Source organism: Pseudomonas sp. PS1(2021) (genome assembly GCF_020405165.1).
In the GTDB taxonomy this organism is placed as follows: domain Bacteria; phylum Pseudomonadota; class Gammaproteobacteria; order Pseudomonadales; family Pseudomonadaceae; genus Pseudomonas; species Pseudomonas aeruginosa.
Genome location: NZ_CP084484.1, coordinates 2,356,802 through 2,375,335 on the forward strand (window position 1 = coordinate 2,356,802; position 18,534 = coordinate 2,375,335).

16 protein-coding genes are annotated in these 18,534 nt (G+C 67.8%); 11 read left to right on the top strand and 5 right to left on the bottom strand.

Annotated elements, in window-relative coordinates; translation table 11 throughout:
• Positions 1-20: 20 nt before the first annotated feature.
• Both galU and LE197_RS11090 read right to left on the bottom strand, forming a co-directional pair.
• On the bottom strand, positions 21-860 hold the full coding sequence (gene galU, locus LE197_RS11085; RefSeq protein WP_003088639.1) for a UTP--glucose-1-phosphate uridylyltransferase GalU: 840 nt from the start codon (positions 858-860) through the stop codon (positions 21-23).
• 47 nt (positions 861-907) lie between these two features.
• Positions 908-2,269 carry a UDP-glucose 6-dehydrogenase gene (locus tag LE197_RS11090; RefSeq protein ID WP_023109172.1) on the bottom strand — a complete coding sequence of 454 codons (1,362 nt, stop codon included), beginning with the start codon at positions 2,267-2,269 and terminating at the stop codon, positions 908-910.
• Between the two features lie 153 nt (positions 2,270-2,422).
• Between LE197_RS11090 and LE197_RS11095 the strand changes: the two genes are divergently transcribed.
• The gene (locus LE197_RS11095) at positions 2,423-2,647 is read left to right on the top strand and encodes a DUF3203 family protein (RefSeq protein ID WP_003088627.1); all 225 of its coding nucleotides are present in this window, start codon (positions 2,423-2,425) and stop codon (positions 2,645-2,647) included.
• Positions 2,648-2,652: 5 nt separating this feature from the next.
• On the opposite strand, the gene amrR is transcribed toward LE197_RS11095, so the two are convergent.
• A complete protein-coding gene (gene amrR / locus LE197_RS11100) occupies positions 2,653-3,285 on the bottom strand; it encodes a TetR family transcriptional regulator AmrR (RefSeq protein WP_003088626.1) in 633 nt (210 codons plus the stop codon).
• A gap of 164 nt (positions 3,286-3,449) precedes the next feature.
• Here amrR and mexX point away from each other — a divergent pair, with 164 nt between their 5' ends.
• Genes mexX through LE197_RS11115 form a run of 3 tightly spaced genes read left to right on the top strand, consistent with a single transcriptional unit; the run spans position 3,450 to position 8,011 of the window.
• Positions 3,450-4,640, top strand: coding sequence for a multidrug efflux RND transporter periplasmic adaptor subunit MexX (gene mexX, locus LE197_RS11105; RefSeq protein WP_023115382.1), 1,191 nt, complete (start codon positions 3,450-3,452; stop codon positions 4,638-4,640).
• Between the two features lie 15 nt (positions 4,641-4,655).
• Positions 4,656-7,793: a multidrug efflux RND transporter permease subunit MexY gene (gene mexY, locus LE197_RS11110; protein WP_003144329.1), complete on the top strand. Its 3,138-nt coding sequence runs from the start codon at positions 4,656-4,658 to the stop codon at positions 7,791-7,793.
• Positions 7,793-8,011: a hypothetical protein gene (locus tag LE197_RS11115; protein ID WP_003100379.1), complete on the top strand. Its 219-nt coding sequence runs from the start codon at positions 7,793-7,795 to the stop codon at positions 8,009-8,011. The genes mexY and LE197_RS11115 overlap by 1 nt, the downstream gene beginning before the upstream one ends.
• 22 nt (positions 8,012-8,033) lie before the next feature.
• Here LE197_RS11115 and LE197_RS11120 read toward each other — a convergent pair whose 3' ends face one another.
• Positions 8,034-8,963 (bottom strand): SdiA-regulated domain-containing protein, encoded by a 930-nt coding sequence (locus tag LE197_RS11120; RefSeq protein WP_003088602.1) that lies wholly within the window; start codon positions 8,961-8,963, stop codon positions 8,034-8,036.
• A 192-nt stretch (positions 8,964-9,155) separates the two neighbouring features.
• Here LE197_RS11120 and liuR point away from each other — a divergent pair, with 192 nt between their 5' ends.
• From liuR to liuE, 6 genes are all read left to right on the top strand, one after another.
• Entirely contained in the window at positions 9,156-9,560 is a 405-nt protein-coding gene (gene liuR / locus LE197_RS11125) for a liu genes transcriptional regulator LiuR (RefSeq protein ID WP_023109174.1), read from the top strand.
• Between the two features lie 48 nt (positions 9,561-9,608).
• Entirely contained in the window at positions 9,609-10,772 is a 1,164-nt protein-coding gene (gene liuA / locus LE197_RS11130) for an isovaleryl-CoA dehydrogenase (protein WP_003100385.1), read from the top strand.
• Between the two features lie 122 nt (positions 10,773-10,894).
• Entirely contained in the window at positions 10,895-12,502 is a 1,608-nt protein-coding gene (liuB, locus tag LE197_RS11135) for a methylcrotonyl-CoA carboxylase subunit beta (protein WP_003100387.1), read from the top strand.
• 13 nt (positions 12,503-12,515) lie between these two features.
• Entirely contained in the window at positions 12,516-13,313 is a 798-nt protein-coding gene (locus LE197_RS11140; protein WP_003088598.1) for a gamma-carboxygeranoyl-CoA hydratase, read from the top strand.
• Complete coding sequence (gene liuD / locus LE197_RS11145; protein ID WP_023109175.1) at positions 13,310-15,277, top strand: methylcrotonyl-CoA carboxylase subunit alpha; 1,968 nt, start codon at positions 13,310-13,312, stop codon at positions 15,275-15,277. Before LE197_RS11140 ends, liuD begins: the two co-directional genes overlap by 4 nt.
• Positions 15,278-15,297: 20 nt before the next feature.
• Positions 15,298-16,200, top strand: a complete 903-nt coding sequence (gene liuE, locus LE197_RS11150; protein ID WP_017148978.1) for a bifunctional 3-hydroxy-3-isohexenylglutaryl-CoA lyase/hydroxymethylglutaryl-CoA lyase — start codon at positions 15,298-15,300, stop codon at positions 16,198-16,200.
• A 67-nt stretch (positions 16,201-16,267) separates the two neighbouring features.
• Here liuE and LE197_RS11155 read toward each other — a convergent pair whose 3' ends face one another.
• The gene (locus tag LE197_RS11155) at positions 16,268-17,071 is read right to left on the bottom strand and encodes an IclR family transcriptional regulator (protein WP_003111362.1); all 804 of its coding nucleotides are present in this window, start codon (positions 17,069-17,071) and stop codon (positions 16,268-16,270) included.
• 160 nt (positions 17,072-17,231) lie between these two features.
• On the opposite strand from LE197_RS11155, the gene hmgA reads away from it, so the two are divergent.
• Positions 17,232-18,530 carry a homogentisate 1,2-dioxygenase gene (gene hmgA, locus LE197_RS11160; RefSeq protein ID WP_003100397.1) on the top strand — a complete coding sequence of 433 codons (1,299 nt, stop codon included), beginning with the start codon at positions 17,232-17,234 and terminating at the stop codon, positions 18,528-18,530.
• Positions 18,531-18,534 lie beyond the last annotated feature (4 nt).

Here is an 18,534-nt window from a genome sequence, read left to right on the forward strand (position 1 = left end):
TTCATCGGGAACGGCGAGGCTCAGTGAGCCTTGCCGGTCTTGTAGAGGTTTTCGTAGCAGAAGTTGGTCGCCTCGATGTAGCCCTCGGCGCTGCCGCAGTCGAAACGCTTGCCCTTGAACTTGTAGGCCAGCACGCAGCCGTCCTGAGCCTGCTTCATCAGGGCATCGGTGATCTGGATCTCGCCGCCCTTGCCCGGTTCAGTCTGCTCGATCAGGTCGAAGATGTCCGGGGTCAGGATGTAGCGGCCGATGATCGCCAGGTTCGACGGCGCCTCTTCCGGCTTCGGCTTCTCGACCATGGTGTTCACCCGGAAGATATCGTCGCGGATCATCTCGCCGGCGATCACGCCGTACTTGTTGGTCTCTTCCGGCGGCACTTCCTGGATCGCCACGATGGAGCAGCGGAACTGGTTGTACAGCTTGACCATCTGCTTCAGCACGCTGTCGCCTTCGAGGTTCAGGCACAGGTCGTCGGCCAGGACCACGGCGAACGGCTCGTCGCCGATCAGCGGACGACCGGTGAGGATGGCGTGGCCGAGGCCCTTCATCTCCACCTGGCGGGTGTAGGCGAAGGTGCACTCGTCGATCAGCCGACGGATGCCGACCAGGTACTTTTCCTTGTCGGTGTTGCGGATCTGGTGTTCCAGCTCGTAGCTGATGTCGAAGTGGTCTTCCAGCGAACGCTTGCCGCGGCCGGTGACGATGCCGATCTCGGAAAGGCCGGCTTCCAGCGCCTCCTCCACCGCGTACTGGATCAGCGGCTTGTTCACCACCGGCAGCATTTCCTTGGGCATGGCCTTGGTGGCCGGGAGGAAACGAGTGCCGTAACCGGCGGCCGGGAAAAGACATTTCTTGATCATGAGAATCCTTCGACATGGACGAAGTATGCGGATGGCGCGCAGTCTAATCAGGCTGCGCTCGCCTTACAATGCCCGGCCCTTGGACGTCCTATGCCCTGGTAGATGAAGCCCAGTTCCGCCATCCGCGCCGGTGCGTAGAGATTCCGACCGTCGACCAACAGGGGAGTTCGCATGGATCCACGGATTTTCTGGAAGTCCGGCTGGCGGAACTGTTTCCACTCGGTCACCAGCACCAGGGCATCGGCGCCCTCGACGGCGGCGTAGGGCGAGTCGTGGAGCGTCAATCGGGCGCAGGCCATAGCTTCCGGATAGCGTGCCGCGACCCCGGCGTTGGCCACCGGATCATGGGCCCTGACCCGCACCCCGTGGCGCAGCAGCGCCTCCAGCAGGACCAGGCTCGGCGCCTCGCGCAGGTCGTCGGTACCCGGCTTGAAGGCCAGCCCCCAGAGCGCCACCGTGCGCCCTTGCCAGCGTCCCTGGAACAGCTCGCCGAGGGTCTCGAAGAGCAGCTCCTTCTGCCGCGCGTTGCGCGCTTCCACCGCGCGCAGTATCTGGCTGTCGTAGCCCTGCTGCTCGGCGCTGCGGATCAGCGCGCGGACGTCCTTGGGAAAGCACGAGCCGCCGTAGCCGCAGCCGGCGTAGATGAAATGGGTGCCGATGCGCTTGTCGCTACCCATGCCGCGGCGCACGTCCTCGATGTCGACGCCGGTGAGGGCGCACAGCCCGGCCATCTCGTTCATGAAGGAAATCTTGGTGGCGAGGAAGGCATTGGCCGCGTACTTGCTGAACTCGGCCTCGCGACGCCCCATCAGCAGGACCCGCTCGTGATTGCGCAGGAACGGCGCGTAGAGCTGGCGCAGGGTTTCCCCGGCCTGCGCCTCGGCGCTGCCGATGATGACCCGGTCCGGGCGCCTGAAATCGTCCACCGCCGAGCCTTCCTTGAGGAACTCCGGATTGCTCGCCACCGCTACCCGGAAGCGCTTGCGCCGGCGCGCCAGGCCCAGGCGGATGATCTCTTCGACCCGTTCGGCGGTGCCCACCGGCACGGTCGACTTGTTGACCACGATGCAGGCCTGGCGCAGTTGCGCGCCAAGTTGATCGGCGACCGCCATCACGTGGCTGAGGTCGGCCGAGCCGTCCTCGCCGCACGGCGTGCCGACGGCGATGAACACCACTTCGGCGTCGGCCAGGCCTTCCGCCAGGCTGGCGGTGAAGGTCAGGCGGGCGGCGTCCAGCTGATCGCGCAGGATGCTTTCCAGGCCCGGTTCGTAGATCGGCATCTCGCCGCGTCTCAGCCGCGCGACCCGCTCGCGGTCACGCTCCACGCAACGCACCTGGTTGCCCATCTCGGCGAAACAGGCCGCCGTCACCAGTCCCACATAGCCCGCACCAATCACGCATAGCCGCATGGCGTCGTCCTCCGCTGGCCTCGCCCTCTCTCTGCGGACGATTGCAGCCAAGCGCGGTGGCAGGCGCGTGACGCTGGCGTGAAGCTACCGTGACAGAACCCGCGCGGATGCCCGGGGTCCACCCAAGGTAGGCGGAGAAAACGGGAGGTTCCCATGTCCATCGAAATCGATTCGGAACAAGGCATCTGCAGCGTGGAGATCGAAGGCAGCCGGCATCGCGCGCCGGTCGACAGCCTGCGCATCGGTACCGACGCCGAGGCGCGCCTGTCGGTGCTCTACATCGACGGCAAGCGCCTGCACATCAGCGAGGAAGACGCCCAGCGGCTGGTGGTCGCCGGCGCCGAGGACCAGCGCAGGCACCTGATGGCGGACGATTGACGCCCTCAGGCGTCCGCCAGCAACAGGTAGGGAGAACTGCGCAGGCTGTCGAGGCCGGCGCGGAACATGCGTTCGGCGCGGTTCCAGGGATCGTCGCGCAGGCGCTCGGTCCAGGCCAGGGTGCCGCAGATGCCGTCCCAGAGCGATTGCAGATAGATGCTGGCCAGCTCGACGTCCAGCCGCGCCGGCAGTTCGCCGCGCTCCACCGCCCGGCGGATCTGCCGGAGGCCGAAGCGTTGCCCCTGCTTCTCGAGCAGCTCGCGGCGGCGCAACAGCGGCTCGTTCTCGTCGCTGCGTTCGCACTTGAGGTAGAGGATCTCCAGCACCCGCTGCACCGAACCGGGCTCGCAGCACTGGCGGAGAAAGCCCATGCCGGCGCGCAGGAGGATATCCAGCGCCGGCACCCTGGCGTTTTCGTCGGGTACCTCGATCTGGCCGAAGGCGCGGTCGCACATCGCCAGGCAGACCTCGATCTTGTTCTTGTAGTGGCCGTAGACCGCACCGCGAGAAACCCCGGCGGCGTCCGCCAGGTCGGCCATGGCAGTAGTGCCCACGCCCTTTTCCAGGAAAACCCGCTCGGCGGCATCGAGTATGCCGTCGCGGGTTTTCTGGGATTCCTCTTTGGTTTTCCTGGCCACTGAACGTCCTCACAAGGGAAAGGCGCCGCAGATCATAAGGATATGTTACAGAAACGCCAATTAATTAATCACTCATGATTGATTATATGCTACTGTCGCGCCGCTCGTGAGTTGCGGTGCCCTTTCCCGGGCAAGCTCGCGAGTTCACGAATCGAGGGACACCCATGCACATCCAATGGACCGGCTCGCTGCGCGGGCTGCTGGCGGCCCTGGTCGCCCTATTCCTGCTGGGCTGCGAAGAAGCAGCGGACGCCGGGAAGACTGCGGAGGCCCCCGCCGAGGTCGGCGTGATCGTCGCCAGGCCGGCGCCTATCGGCATCACCAGCGAGCTGCCCGGACGCCTGGAAGCGTACCGCCAGGCTGAAGTGCGGGCGCGCGTCGCCGGCATCGTCACCCGTCGCCTGTACGAGGAAGGCCAGGACGTCCGCGCCGGCACCGTGCTGTTCCAGATCGACCCTGCGCCCTTGAAGGCGGCCCTGGACATCAGCCGCGGCGCCCTGGCCCGGGCCGAGGCCAGCCACGCGGCGGCGGCCGACAAGCTCAAGCGCTACGCCGACCTGATCAAGGACCGCGCCATCAGCGAACGCGAGTACACCGAAGCGCAGACCGACGCGCGCCAGGCCCTGGCGCAGATCGCCTCGGCCAAGGCCGAACTGGAGCAGGCCCGCCTGCGCCTGGGCTACGCCACGGTCACCGCGCCGATCGACGGCCGCGCGCGGCGCGCGCTGGTCACCGAAGGCGCGCTGGTCGGCGAGGACTCGCCGACACCGCTGACCCGCGTCGAGCAGATCGATCCGATCTACGTGAACTTCTCCCAGCCGGCCGGCGAAGTCGCCGCCATGCAGCGGGCAATCCGCGAAGGCCAGGTGAAGGGCGTCGCCGACAAGGACATCGCCGTGCGCCTGGTCCTGGCCGACGGCAGCGAGTACCCGCTGGCCGGCGAGCTGCTGTTCTCCGACCTGGCGGTCGACCCCGGCACCGACACCATCGCCATGCGTGCCCTGTTCCGCAATCCGCATCGCGAATTGCTGCCCGGCGGCTACGTGCAGGTGCGCTTGCAACGCGCGGTGAACCCGCAGGCGATCACCGTCCCGCGCGACGCGCTGATCCGTACCGCCCAGTCCGCCGTGGTCAAGGTGGTCAACCCACAGGGCGTGGTGGAAGACGTGGAGGTCCGCGCCGACACCCTGCAGGGCCGCCACTGGATCATCAGCCGCGGGCTCAAGGGCGGCGAGCGGGTGATCGTCGAGAACGCCGCCCAGCATGCCGCCGGCTCCAGCGTCCAGGCGGTGGTCCGCCAGCCGGCCAGCGCCGACGCCCCCTCACCGCTGGCCGCCTCGCCGGCGGGCCAGTGACGGAGAACGCTACGAATGGCTCGTTTCTTCATTGACCGGCCGGTCTTCGCCTGGGTGATCTCCCTGCTGATCGTGCTCGCCGGGGTCCTGGCGATCCGCTTCCTGCCGGTCGCCCAGTACCCGGACATCGCGCCGCCGGTGGTCAACGTCAGCGCCAGCTATCCCGGCGCCTCGGCCAAGGTGGTCGAGGAAGCGGTGACCGCGATCATCGAGCGCGAGATGAACGGCGCGCCCGGCCTGCTCTACACCAAGGCCACCAGCAGCACCGGCCAGGCCTCCCTGACCCTGACTTTCCGCCAGGGCGTGAACGCCGACCTCGCCGCGGTGGAAGTGCAGAACCGCCTGAAGATCGTCGAGTCGCGCCTGCCCGAATCGGTGCGGCGCGACGGCATCTACGTGGAGAAGGCGGCGGACAGCATCCAGCTGATCGTTACCCTTACCTCCTCCAGCGGCCGCTACGACGCCATGGAGCTGGGCGAGATCGCCTCGTCCAACGTGTTGCAGGCGCTGCGCCGGGTGGAGGGCGTGGGCAAGGTCGAGACCTGGGGCGCCGAGTACGCCATGCGCATCTGGCCCGACCCGGCCAAGCTGACCTCGATGAACCTCAGCGCCAGCGACCTGGTCAACGCCGTGCGCCGGCACAACGCCCGCCTCACCGTGGGCGACATCGGCAACCTCGGGGTCCCCGACTCGGCGCCGATCAGCGCCACGGTGAAGGTCGACGACACCCTGGTGACGCCCGAGCAGTTCGGCGAGATTCCGCTGCGCATCCGCGCCGACGGCGGCGCGATCCGCCTGCGCGACGTGGCCCGCGTCGAGTTCGGCCAGAGCGAGTACGGCTTCGTCTCGCGGGTCAACCAGATGACCGCCACCGGCCTGGCGGTGAAGATGGCGCCCGGCTCCAACGCGGTGGCCACCGCCAAGCGCATCCGCGCCACCCTCGACGAGCTGTCGCGCTACTTCCCGGAGGGCGTGAGCTACAACATCCCCTATGACACCTCGGCGTTCGTCGAGATCTCGATCAGGAAGGTGGTCAGCACCCTGCTCGAGGCGATGCTGCTGGTGTTCGCCGTGATGTACCTGTTCATGCAGAACTTCCGCGCCACCCTGATCCCGACGCTGGTGGTGCCGGTGGCCCTGCTCGGCACCTTCACGGTGATGCTCGGCCTGGGCTTCTCGATCAACGTGCTGACCATGTTCGGCATGGTCCTGGCGATCGGCATCCTGGTGGACGACGCGATCATCGTGGTGGAGAACGTCGAGCGGCTGATGGCCGAGGAAGGCCTGTCGCCGCACGACGCCACGGTCAAGGCGATGCGCCAGATCAGCGGGGCCATCGTCGGCATCACCGTGGTGCTGGTCTCGGTGTTCGTGCCGATGGCGTTCTTCAGCGGCGCGGTGGGCAACATCTACCGCCAGTTCGCGGTGACCCTGGCGGTCTCCATCGGCTTCTCGGCGTTCCTCGCGCTGTCGCTGACCCCGGCCCTGTGCGCCACCCTGCTGCGCCCGATCGACGCCGACCACCATGAGAAGCGCGGCTTCTTCGGCTGGTTCAACCGCGCCTTCCTGCGCCTGACCGGACGCTACCGCAACGCGGTGGCCGGCATCCTCGCCCGGCCGATCCGCTGGATGTTGGTCTACGCCCTGGTCATCGGCGTGGTCGCCCTGCTCTTCGTGCGCCTGCCGCAGGCGTTCCTGCCGGAAGAGGACCAGGGCGACTTCATGATCATGGTGATGCAGCCCGAAGGCACGCCGATGGCGGAGACCATGGCCAACGTCGGCGACGTCGAGCGCTACCTGGCGGAGCACGAACCGGTGGCCTACGCCTATGCGGTCGGCGGCTTCAGCCTGTACGGCGACGGCACCAGCTCGGCGATGATCTTCGCCACCCTGAAGGACTGGTCGGAACGCCGGGAGGCCAGCCAGCACGTCGGCGCCATCGTCGAGCGCATCAACCAGCGCTTCGCCGGCCTGCCCAACCGTACGGTGTATGCGATGAACTCGCCGCCGCTGCCGGACCTGGGTTCCACCAGCGGCTTCGACTTCCGCCTGCAGGACCGTGGCGGGGTTGGCTACGAGGCCCTGGTCAAGGCCCGCGACCAGTTGCTGGCGCGCGCCGCCGAGGACCCGCGTCTGGCCAACGTGATGTTCGCCGGCCAGGGCGAGGCGCCGCAGATCCGCCTGGACATCGACCGGCGCAAGGCGGAGACCCTCGGCGTGAGCATGGACGAGATCAACACCACCCTGGCGGTGATGTTCGGCTCGGACTACATCGGCGACTTCATGCACGGCAGCCAGGTGCGCAAGGTGGTGGTCCAGGCCGACGGCGCCAAGCGCCTGGGCATCGACGACATCGGCCGGCTTCACGTGCGCAACGAGCAGGGCGAGATGGTGCCGCTGGCGACGTTCGCCAAGGCCGCCTGGACCCTCGGCCCGCCGCAACTGACCCGCTACAACGGCTATCCCTCGTTCAACCTCGAGGGCCAGGCCGCGCCGGGCTACAGCAGCGGCGAAGCCATGCAGGCGATGGAGGAATTGATGCAGGGCCTGCCCGAGGGCATCGCCCACGAGTGGTCCGGCCAGTCCTTCGAAGAACGCCTGTCCGGCGCCCAGGCGCCGGCGCTGTTCGCCCTCTCGGTGTTGATCGTGTTCCTCGCCCTGGCCGCCCTCTACGAAAGCTGGTCGATCCCGCTGGCGGTGATCCTGGTGGTGCCGCTGGGCGTACTCGGCGCACTGCTCGGGGTGAGCCTGCGCGGTCTGCCCAACGACATCTACTTCAAGGTCGGCCTGATCACCATCATCGGCCTCTCGGCGAAGAACGCCATCCTCATCATCGAGGTGGCCAAGGACCATTACCAGGAAGGCATGAGCCTGCTGCAGGCGACCCTGGAGGCCGCGCGCCTGCGCCTGCGACCGATCGTCATGACCTCGCTGGCGTTCGGTTTCGGCGTGGTCCCGCTGGCGCTCTCCAGCGGCGCCGGTTCCGGCGCCCAGGTCGCCATCGGCACCGGGGTGCTCGGCGGGATCGTCACCGCCACGGTACTCGCGGTGTTCCTGGTACCGCTGTTCTTCCTGGTGGTCGGGCGCCTGTTCCGGTTGCGCAAGGCGCCGCGCACCGGCAACTCGCCCCAGATCCCCACGGAGCAAGCCTGATGCCCCTAGCGAAACTCTCGCTCCCCACCCTGGCACTGTGCGTCGGGCTGCTCGGCGCCTGCTCGCCGACGCCTCGCCAGCCGCGCGCGGCCCCCATCGTTCCGGCCAACGGCCCCGACCTTCGGGGCAAGCTGGACGACTGGCAACAGCAGTTCACCGACCCGCTGCTGCGACAGATGATCGGCTACGCGCCGGCGCTATCCGGCGCGCAAGCCTGAATTCCGCCGTCCTTTTCCCACCCTAGTCGGCCGCTGGCAGCGCTCGGCTGAAGCGGTAGAACAGGTTCGGCTCGCTGACCACGTACAGGCTGCCCCGGTCGTCCATCGCCAACCCTTCGGCCTGCGGCACGTCGTCCGTCAGGCCATGGTTGCCGCCACGCAGGGTCAGGCTGCCGAGCGGATCCCCGGCGCGATCCAGTTCGATGACCACCCGCGACTCGTCGGAAAGCACCAGCAGGTGATCGCTGGCCTTGTCGTAGTAGAGGCTCGACAGATCGGTGAGGAACAACCCGCGATCGCGCTGCGGGTCGCCGCCGACGCTCAGGTCGAGCGCCTCGCCGCGGTCGTTGAAGAAGCCGTTTACCTCGATGATGCCCACCGGCGCCTTTTCCCGGGCCACGAACAGGCGCTCGCGCAGCGGGTCGTAGGCCAACCCCTCGAAGCCCTTGTTGCGCTTGTTTGCACTGCCCAGGGAGAACTTCCGGGCGTTGCGCGGATCGTCGATGTCGATCACCCGGGTGTCGGCGTCGACATGGATCTCCACCAGGCGTTGGCGACGCTCCTCGGCGACCACGTAGACGCCGGGCCGGATGTACTCGATAGCCTCCGGATCCTGGAAACCGCGCAGGGGGATGCGTCGCAGCAATTCGCCGTCCAGCGACAGCTCGAGGAAATGCGGGTCCTGGTTGGTCACGCTGACCAGGCTGCGCCGGCTGGGGTCGAAGGACAGCGCCGACACGTTGGACTCCGCGCCCAGCACGCGGGCTTCGATATCGACCCGATAGTCGGCCAGGCGCAGGGCGTTCTCGCGCGCAACATCGCCGCCGTAGCGCTGCTCCAGCTTGAACCAGATTCGCTCGAACGCGCGCTGCTGCTGGCCCGCCACCAGCAGCGCAAGCAACGCGGCGAGCAGGCAAGCCAGCAGCGTCCTGTAGGTCATCAGCCGACTCATCGTTACGACTCCTCCGAGAAACACAGTGTTCGGCGAAGCAGAACAGAGCCATCCGCGCCCTTTCATGAGGCGCCGATTAAATCTTTCTGACAAGCATCTTTCACGGCTGTCATTTTTCCTCCGTTCCAGGCGTTGACAGGATTTCGGCGCAGCTTTACGTTAACGTAAAGGTAAACAAGCAGGTGCCAGCGTATGTCCACCACCTACACCATCTCCGATCTCGCCCGCGAACTGGACATCACCACCCGCGCCATCCGCTTCTACGAGGAGCAAGGCCTGCTCTCCCCCGAGCGACGCGGCCAGGAACGCATCTATTCGCCGCGCGACAAGGTCAGCCTGAAGCTGATCCTGCGCGGCAAGCGCATCGGTTTTTCCCTCGCCGAATGCCGCGAACTGATCGAGCTCTACGACCCGGACCCGAGCAGCGGCAACCAGAAGCAGTTGAACACCATGCTGGAGAAGATCGCCGAGCGCCGCGCCCAGCTGGAACAACAGTTGCTGGACATCGAACAGATGCAGCTGGAACTGGATACTGCCGAGGAGCGCTGTCGAGCGGCGCTTATCAAAAGCTATAACAAACAGACAGTTGAAACATAAACCTCATTCAAAGCTTTAAACCGGACAAGCACAATTACAGGTGAAAGCATGACCTATCCCAGCCTCAACTTCGCCCTCGGCGAAACCATCGACATGCTCCGCGACCAGGTGCGCGGCTTCGTCGCCGCCGAACTGCAGCCGCGCGCCGCGCAGATCGACCAGGACAACCAGTTCCCCATGGACATGTGGCGCAAGTTCGGCGAGATGGGCCTGCTCGGCATCACCGTCGACGAGGAGTACGGCGGTTCGGCGCTGGGCTACCTGGCCCACGCCGTGGTCATGGAAGAGATCAGCCGGGCCTCGGCCTCGGTGGCGCTCTCCTATGGCGCGCATTCCAACCTCTGCGTCAACCAGATCAAGCGCAACGGCAACGCCGAACAGAAGGCCCGCTACCTGCCGGCCCTGGTATCCGGCGAACACATCGGTGCGCTGGCGATGAGCGAACCCAACGCCGGCTCCGACGTGGTCTCGATGAAGCTGCGCGCGGACCGGGTCGGCGACCGCTTCGTTCTCAACGGCAGCAAGATGTGGATCACCAACGGTCCCGATGCCCATACCTATGTGATCTACGCCAAGACCGACGCGGACAAGGGCGCGCACGGGATCACCGCGTTCATCGTCGAGCGCGACTGGAAAGGCTTCAGTCGCGGGCCGAAGCTGGACAAGCTGGGCATGCGCGGCTCGAACACCTGCGAACTGATCTTCCAGGACGTCGAGGTACCCGAGGAGAACGTCCTCGGCGCGGTCAACGGCGGGGTCAAGGTACTGATGAGCGGCCTCGACTACGAGCGCGTGGTGCTTTCCGGCGGCCCGGTGGGAATCATGCAGGCGTGCATGGACGTGGTGGTGCCGTACATCCATGACCGCCGCCAGTTCGGCCAGAGCATCGGCGAATTCCAGCTGGTCCAGGGCAAGGTGGCCGACATGTACACCGCCCTCAACGCCAGCCGCGCCTACCTGTACGCCGTGGCCGCCGCCTGCGACCGCGGCGAGACGACCCGCAAGGACGCCGCCGGGGTGATCCTCTACAGCGCCGAGCGCGCCACCCAGATGGCCCTGGACGCGATCCAGATCCTCGGCGGCAACGGCTACATCAACGAGTTTCCCACCGGCCGCCTGTTGCGCGACGCCAAGCTCTACGAGATCGGCGCCGGCACCAGCGAGATCCGCCGCATGCTGATCGGCCGCGAGCTGTTCAACGAAACCCGCTGAAGCCTCGCTCTTCCCGGCCCTTTGCCGCCAGGGAGAGGGCATTCCATTGCATCGACAGGCGCATCGCCAGGTCGGGAGCGGGCGCCAACCGCTTCCGCCCACCTCGACACGGAGCCACCGCCATGGCCATCCTGCACACCCAGATCAATCCACGCTCCGCCGAGTTCGCGGCCAACGCCGCGACCATGCTGGAACAGGTCAACGCCCTGCGCACCCTCCTCGGCCGCATCCACGAAGGCGGCGGTAGCGCCGCCCAGGCCCGGCACAGCGCGCGCGGCAAGCTGCTGGTGCGCGAACGCATCAACCGCCTGCTCGACCCCGGCTCGCCGTTCCTCGAGCTTTCCGCCCTCGCCGCCCACGAAGTCTACGGCGAAGAGGTCGCCGCCGCCGGCATCGTCGCCGGGATCGGCCGGGTCGAAGGGGTGGAATGCATGATCGTCGGCAACGATGCCACGGTGAAGGGCGGCACCTACTATCCGCTGACCGTGAAGAAGCACCTGCGGGCCCAGGCCATCGCCCTGGAGAACCGCCTGCCATGCATCTACCTGGTGGACTCTGGCGGCGCCAACCTGCCGCGCCAGGACGAGGTGTTCCCCGACCGCGAGCACTTCGGCCGGATCTTCTTCAACCAGGCCAACATGAGTGCCCGCGGCATCCCGCAGATCGCCGTGGTCATGGGCTCCTGCACCGCCGGCGGGGCCTACGTGCCGGCGATGTCCGACGAAACCGTGATGGTGCGCGAACAGGCCACCATCTTCCTCGCCGGGCCGCCGCTGGTGAAGGCCGCTACCGGCGAGGTGGTCAGCGCCGAGGAACTTGGCGGCGCCGACGTGCACTGCAAGGTCTCAGGGGTCGCCGACCACTATGCCGAGGACGATGACCATGCCCTGGCCATCGCCCGCCGCTGCGTCGCCAACCTCAACTGGCGCAAGCAGGGCCAGCTGCAATGCCGTGCACCGCGCGCGCCGCTGTACCCCGCCGAGGAGCTGTACGGGGTGATTCCCGCCGACAGCAAGCAGCCCTACGACGTGCGCGAAGTGATCGCACGGCTGGTGGACGGCTCCGAGTTCGACGAATTCAAGGCGCTGTTCGGCACCACCCTGGTCTGCGGCTTCGCCCACCTGCACGGCTATCCGATCGCCATCCTGGCCAACAACGGGATCCTCTTCGCCGAGGCCGCGCAGAAAGGCGCGCACTTCATCGAGTTGGCCTGCCAGCGTGGCATCCCGCTGCTGTTCCTGCAGAACATCACCGGTTTCATGGTCGGCCAGAAGTACGAGGCTGGCGGCATCGCCAAGCACGGCGCCAAGCTGGTGACCGCGGTGGCCTGCGCGCGGGTGCCGAAGTTCACCGTGCTGATCGGCGGCAGCTTCGGCGCCGGCAACTACGGCATGTGCGGACGCGCCTACGACCCGCGCTTCCTGTGGATGTGGCCGAACGCGAGGATCGGCGTGATGGGCGGCGAACAGGCCGCCGGGGTGCTCGCCCAGGTCAAGCGCGAGCAGGCCGAGCGCGCCGGCCAGCAGCTCGGCGTCGAAGAGGAGGCGAAGATCAAGGCGCCGATCCTCGAGCAGTACGAGCACCAGGGCCATCCCTACTACTCCAGCGCGCGACTGTGGGACGACGGCGTGATCGATCCGGCGCAGACCCGCGAGGTCCTCGCCCTGGCGCTTTCCGCCGCCCTCAACGCCCCCATCGAGCCGACCGCCTTCGGCGTGTTCCGCATGTGACGAGTAGACCAGCATGAGCGAATTCCAGACCATCCAGCTTGAGATCGACCCGCGCGGCGTAGCCACCCTGTGGCTGGACCGGGCGGAAAAGAACAACGCCTTCAATGCCGTCGTGATCGACGAACTGTTGCAGGCCATCGATCGCGTCGGCAGCGACCCGCAGGTCCGCCTGCTGGTGCTGCGCGGCCGTGGCCGGCACTTCTGCGGCGGTGCCGACCTGGCCTGGATGCAGCAGTCGGTGGACCTCGACTACCAGGGCAACCTGGCCGACGCCCAGCGCATCGCCGAACTCATGACCCATCTCTACAACCTGCCCAAGCCGACCCTGGCGGTGGTCCAGGGCGCGGTGTTCGGCGGCGGGGTCGGCCTGGTCAGTTGCTGCGATATGGCCATCGGCAGCGACGACGCGACCTTCTGCCTGTCCGAGGTACGCATCGGCCTGATCCCGGCGACCATCGCCCCGTTCGTGGTCAAGGCCATCGGCCAGCGCGCCGCGCGGCGCTATTCGCTGACCGCCGAGCGCTTCGACGGACGCCGCGCCAGCGAACTGGGCCTGCTCAGCGAAAGCTGTCCCGCCGCCGAACTGGAAAGCCAGGCCGAGGCCTGGATCGCCAACCTGCTGCAAAACAGCCCGCGCGCCCTGGTCGCCTGCAAGGCGCTCTACCATGAGGTCGAGGCCGCCGAGCTGAGCCCGGCGCTGCGCCGCTACACCGAGGCGGCCATCGCCCGCATCCGCATCAGCCCGGAAGGCCAGGAAGGCCTGCGCGCCTTCCTGGAGAAACGCACGCCCGCCTGGAGAAACGACGCATGAACCCGGACTACCGCAGCATCCAGCGCCTCCTGGTCGCCAACCGCGGCGAGATCGCCTGCCGGGTGATGCGCAGCGCGCGCGCCCTCGGCATCGGCAGCGTCGCCGTGCACAGCGACATCGACCGCCACGCCCGCCACGTCGCCGAAGCCGACATCGCCGTCGACCTGGGCGGCGCCAAGCCCGTCGACAGCTACCTGCGCGGCGACAGGATCATCGCCGCCGCCCTCGCCAGCGGCGCCCAGGCGATCCACCCCGGCTACGGCTTCCTCTCGGAGAACGCCGACTTCGCCCGCGCCTGCGAGGAAGCCGGCCTGCTCTTCCTCGGACCGCCGGCGGCGGCCATCGACGCCATGGGCAGCAAGTCGGCCGCCAAGGCGCTGATGGAAGAAGCCGGCGTGCCGCTGGTGCCCGGCTATCACGGCGAAGCCCAGGACCTCGAGACTTTCCGCCGGGAAGCCGGGCGCATCGGCTACCCGGTGCTGCTCAAGGCCGCCGCTGGCGGCGGCGGCAAGGGCATGAAGGTGGTGGAGCGCGAGGCCGAGCTGGCCGAGGCCCTTTCCTCCGCCCAGCGCGAGGCCAAGGCCGCCTTCGGCGACGCGCGGATGCTGGTGGAGAAATACCTGCTGAAGCCGCGCCACGTGGAGATCCAGGTATTCGCCGATCGCCATGGCCACTGCCTGTACCTCAACGAACGCGACTGTTCGATCCAGCGCCGCCACCAGAAGGTCGTCGAGGAAGCCCCCGCCCCCGGTCTCGGCGCGGAACTGCGCCGGGCCATGGGCGAGGCCGCGGTACGCGCGGCGCAGGCGATCGGCTACGTCGGCGCCGGTACCGTCGAATTCCTCCTCGACGAACGCGGCCAGTTCTTCTTCATGGAAATGAACACCCGCCTGCAGGTGGAACACCCGGTCACCGAGGCCATCACCGGCCTCGACCTGGTCGCCTGGCAGATCCGCGTCGCTCGCGGCGAGGCGTTACCGCTGACACAGGAACAGGTGCCGCTGAACGGCCACGCCATCGAAGTGCGGCTCTACGCGGAAGACCCCGAGGGCGGCTTCCTCCCCGCCAGCGGCCGCCTGGCGCTGTACCGCGAAGCGCCCGCCGGCCCCGGCCGGCGGGTCGACAGCGGGGTACGCGAAGGCGACGAGGTCTCGCCGTTCTACGACCCGATGCTGGCCAAGCTGATCGCCTGGGGCGAAACCCGCGAGGAAGCCCGCCAACGCCTGCTGGCGATGCTGGCGGAAACCTCGGTCGGCGGCCTGCGCACCAACCTGGCGTTCCTCCGCCGCATCCTCGGCCATCCGGCGTTCGCCGCCGCCGAACTGGACACCGGTTTCATCGCGCGCCACCAAGACGACCTGCTGCCGGCGCCGCAAGCGCTGCCGGAGCATTTCTGGCAAGCCGCCGCCGAAGCCTGGCTGCAGAGCGAACCGGGCCACCGTCGCGACGACGACCCGCATTCGCCGTGGAGCCGCAACGACGGCTGGCGCAGCGCCCTGGCGCGGGAGTCCGACCTGATGCTGCGCTGCCGCGACGAACGCCGCTGCGTCCGCCTGCGCCACGCCAGCCCCAGCCAGTATCGCCTGGACGGCGACGACCTGGTCAGCCGGGTGGACGGTGTCACCCGTCGCTCGGCGGCGTTGCGCCGCGGACGCCAGTTGTTCCTCGAATGGGAGGGCGAACTGCTGGCCATCGAAGCCGTCGACCCGATCGCCGAGGCCGAGGCCGCCCATGCCCTCCAGGGTGGTTTGAGCGCGCCGATGAACGGCAGTATCGTGCGGGTCCTGGTCGAGCCCGGCCAGACGGTCGAAGCCGGCGCCACCCTGGTGGTGCTGGAGGCGATGAAGATGGAGCACAGCATCCGCGCGCCCCACGCCGGGGTAGTGAAGGCGCTGTATTGCAGCGAGGGCGAACTGGTCGAGGAAGGCACGCCGCTGGTGGAGCTGGACGAGAACCAGGCCTGACAGCCAAGACGAGGAACAGCATGAACCTGCCGAAGAAGGTCCGCCTGGTGGAAGTCGGTCCGCGCGACGGACTGCAGAACGAGAAACAGCCGATCGAGGTGGCCGACAAGATCCGCCTGGTCGATGACCTGAGCGCCGCCGGCCTGGACTACATCGAAGTGGGCAGCTTCGTCTCGCCCAAGTGGGTGCCGCAGATGGCCGGCTCGGCCGAGGTGTTCGCCGGCATCCGCCAGCGTCCCGGCGTGACCTACGCGGCGCTGGCGCCGAACCTGAAAGGCTTCGAGGCGGCGCTGGAGTCGGGGGTGAAGGAAGTGGCGGTGTTCGCCGCCGCATCGGAAGCCTTCTCCCAGCGCAACATCAACTGCTCGATCAGGGACAGCCTGGAGCGCTTCGTACCGGTGCTGGAGGCGGCGCGCCAGCACCAGGTGCGGGTGCGCGGCTACATTTCCTGCGTGCTCGGCTGTCCCTACGACGGCGATGTCGATCCGCGCCAGGTCGCCTGGGTCGCCCGCGAACTGCAGCAGATGGGCTGCTACGAGGTGTCCCTGGGCGACACCATCGGCGTCGGCACCGCCGGCGCCACCCGCCGGCTGATCGAGGCGGTGGCCAGCGAGGTTCCCCGCGAGCGCCTCGCCGGGCACTTCCACGACACCTACGGGCAAGCCCTGGCGAACATCTACGCCAGCCTGCTGGAAGGCATCGCGGTATTCGACAGCTCGGTGGCCGGCCTCGGCGGTTGTCCCTACGCCAAGGGCGCCACCGGCAACGTCGCCAGCGAAGACGTCCTCTACCTGCTGAACGGCCTGGAGATCCATACCGGGGTCGACATGCACGCCCTGGTCGACGCCGGCCAGCGTATCTGCGCGGTGCTCGGCAAGAGCAACGGGTCGCGAGCGGCGAAAGCGTTGCTGGCCAAGGCCTGAGAAGCGGCGGATAACCGCGAGCGGTTATCCGCCCTACCCGGCATCACGCCCAGGCTCGGAGACTGCGTCATCCACCCTGGGTGCCGTCATACCCCATCCGCCAACTGATAGCCCGAGTCGTCGCAAGCAGCCGTTCCGCCGCCGGCCCCTGCTCCTCGGCCTGGAAGATGCTCGCCGGGCCGACCACCGTGAGCACCGCCGCCACCCGCCCGCGGGCGTCGAACACCGGTGCCGAGAGCGCCTCCACCCCAGGCATCAGCAGCCCATGGATCGCATGCAGGCCGCGCGCGCGGATGCCCTCCAGCAGCACCGCGTAGGCCGCCGGGTCGGCCAGCGGATGGTCGGCGCGCCCGGCCAACTCTTCCTCGCGCAGCTCGGCCACCTCGCGTTCCGGCAGGAACGCGGCGAACACCAGGCCGGTGGACGAACCGAGCAGCGGCAGCACCGAGCCGACCTGGGTGACCACCGTCACCGCGCGCACCGCCTGTTCCACCTGTACCACGGTGGCGCCACGGTTGCCCCAGACGGCGAGGAAGCAGGTCTCGTTGAGCACGTCGCGCAGCTCGGCCAGCGGCGCGGCGGCGCTCTTCAGCACGTCCATGCTGTCCAGCGCCGCCAGGCCCACGCGCAGGGCCTCGCGCCCCAGCGAGTAATGATTGGTGGAGGCGTCCTGGACCGCGAAGCCGCTGGCGATCAATGCCTGCAGGTAGCGATGGACCTTGCTCGCCGGCATCCCCACATGCTCCGCCAGGCGCGACAGCGAGGTCGCCGGGGAGAGTTCGGCGAGGGCCTTGAGGATATCGGTACCGACTTCGGCGGAGCGGACCTTCTGCTTGCCGGAGGTTTCGGCGGGACTGCTGTTCTTTTCCATGGACGCGGGTTCCTGCGGGCGGGGCCGACGTTATAGCTTGACGCTGCCTTCCACTCAAATTACGTTATGCGTAATTGAATTACGATAAAAATAACGCAGCCAGCGTGCCAGGTCCCCGGCGGATCGGCGGCAAGCTGCCCCCACTCCCCGGAGGCCTCAGATGAACCTCGACTCCACTGCCCTCGCCTATCAATCGGGCTTCGGCAACGAATTCAGCAGCGAAGCGCTCCCCGGCGCCCTGCCGGTCGGCCAGAACTCCCCGCAGAAAGCGCCCTACGGCCTGTACGCCGAACTGCTCTCCGGCACCGCCTTCACCATGGCTCGCAGCGAGGCCCGGCGCACCTGGCTGTACCGCATCACGCCGTCGGCCAAGCATCCGCCGTTCCGCCGCCTGGAACGACAGATCGCCGGTGCCGAACTGGATGCGCCGACTCCCAACCGCCTGCGCTGGGACCCGCTGGCACTGCCCGAGCAGCCCACCGACTTCCTCGACGGCCTGCTGCGCATGGCCGCCAACGCGCCCGGCGACAAGCCCGCCGGCGTGAGCATCTACCAGTACCTGGCCAACCGCTCGATGGAGCGTTGCTTCTACGACGCCGACGGCGAACTGCTGCTGGTCCCGCAATTGGGCCGTCTGCGCCTGTGCACCGAACTCGGCGCGCTGCAAGTCGAACCGCTGGAGATCGCGGTGATCCCGCGCGGGATGAAGTTCCGCGTCGAGCTGCTCGACGGGGAGGCACGCGGCTATATCGCCGAGAACCACGGCGCGCCGCTGCGCCTGCCCGACCTCGGCCCGATCGGCAGCAATGGCCTGGCCAATCCGCGCGACTTCCTGACCCCGGTGGCGCGCTACGAGGACAGCCGCCAGCCGCTGCAACTGGTGCAGAAATACCTCGGCGAACTGTGGGCCTGCGAGCTTGACCACTCGCCGCTGGACGTGGTCGCCTGGCACGGCAACAACGTGCCCTACAAGTACGACCTGCGCCGCTTCAACACCATCGGCACGGTCAGCTTCGACCACCCGGACCCGTCGATCTTCACCGTGCTGACCTCCCCCACCAGCGTCCCCGGCCTGGCCAACATCGACTTCGTGATCTTCCCGCCGCGCTGGATGGTGGCCGAGAACACCTTCCGTCCGCCATGGTTCCACCGCAACCTGATGAACGAATTCATGGGCCTGATCCAGGGCGCCTATGACGCCAAGGCCGGCGGCTTCGTGCCCGGCGGCGCCTCGCTGCACAGTTGCATGAGCGCCCACGGCCCGGACGCGGAAAGCTGCGACAAGGCCATCGCCGCCGACCTCAAGCCGCACAGGATCGACCAGACCATGGCCTTCATGTTCGAGACCAGCCAGGTACTCCGGCCGAGCCGTGCCGCCCTCGAGACGCCGGCCCTGCAGAATGACTACGATGCCTGCTGGGCGTCGCTCGTATCCACCTTCAACCCGCAACGGAGATAACCCC

Excerpts from the sequence above, each read along its gene's own strand:
- galU (WP_003088639.1), bottom strand. The coding sequence starts at position 860 with ATGATCAAGAAATGTCTTTTCCCGGCCGCCGGTTACGGCACTCGTTTC.
- LE197_RS11090 (WP_023109172.1), bottom strand. The coding sequence starts at position 2,269 with ATGCGGCTATGCGTGATTGGTGCGGGCTATGTGGGACTGGTGACGGCG.
- LE197_RS11095 (WP_003088627.1), top strand. The coding sequence starts at position 2,423 with ATGTCCATCGAAATCGATTCGGAACAAGGCATCTGCAGCGTGGAGATC.
- mexX (WP_023115382.1), top strand. The coding sequence starts at position 3,450 with ATGCACATCCAATGGACCGGCTCGCTGCGCGGGCTGCTGGCGGCCCTG.
- mexY (WP_003144329.1), top strand. The coding sequence starts at position 4,656 with ATGGCTCGTTTCTTCATTGACCGGCCGGTCTTCGCCTGGGTGATCTCC.
- LE197_RS11115 (WP_003100379.1), top strand. The coding sequence starts at position 7,793 with ATGCCCCTAGCGAAACTCTCGCTCCCCACCCTGGCACTGTGCGTCGGG.
- LE197_RS11120 (WP_003088602.1), bottom strand. The coding sequence starts at position 8,963 with ATGAGTCGGCTGATGACCTACAGGACGCTGCTGGCTTGCCTGCTCGCC.
- liuR (WP_023109174.1), top strand. The coding sequence starts at position 9,156 with ATGTCCACCACCTACACCATCTCCGATCTCGCCCGCGAACTGGACATC.
- liuA (WP_003100385.1), top strand. The coding sequence starts at position 9,609 with ATGACCTATCCCAGCCTCAACTTCGCCCTCGGCGAAACCATCGACATG.
- liuB (WP_003100387.1), top strand. The coding sequence starts at position 10,895 with ATGGCCATCCTGCACACCCAGATCAATCCACGCTCCGCCGAGTTCGCG.
- LE197_RS11140 (WP_003088598.1), top strand. The coding sequence starts at position 12,516 with ATGAGCGAATTCCAGACCATCCAGCTTGAGATCGACCCGCGCGGCGTA.
- liuD (WP_023109175.1), top strand. The coding sequence starts at position 13,310 with ATGAACCCGGACTACCGCAGCATCCAGCGCCTCCTGGTCGCCAACCGC.
- liuE (WP_017148978.1), top strand. The coding sequence starts at position 15,298 with ATGAACCTGCCGAAGAAGGTCCGCCTGGTGGAAGTCGGTCCGCGCGAC.
- LE197_RS11155 (WP_003111362.1), bottom strand. The coding sequence starts at position 17,071 with ATGGAAAAGAACAGCAGTCCCGCCGAAACCTCCGGCAAGCAGAAGGTC.
- hmgA (WP_003100397.1), top strand. The coding sequence starts at position 17,232 with ATGAACCTCGACTCCACTGCCCTCGCCTATCAATCGGGCTTCGGCAAC.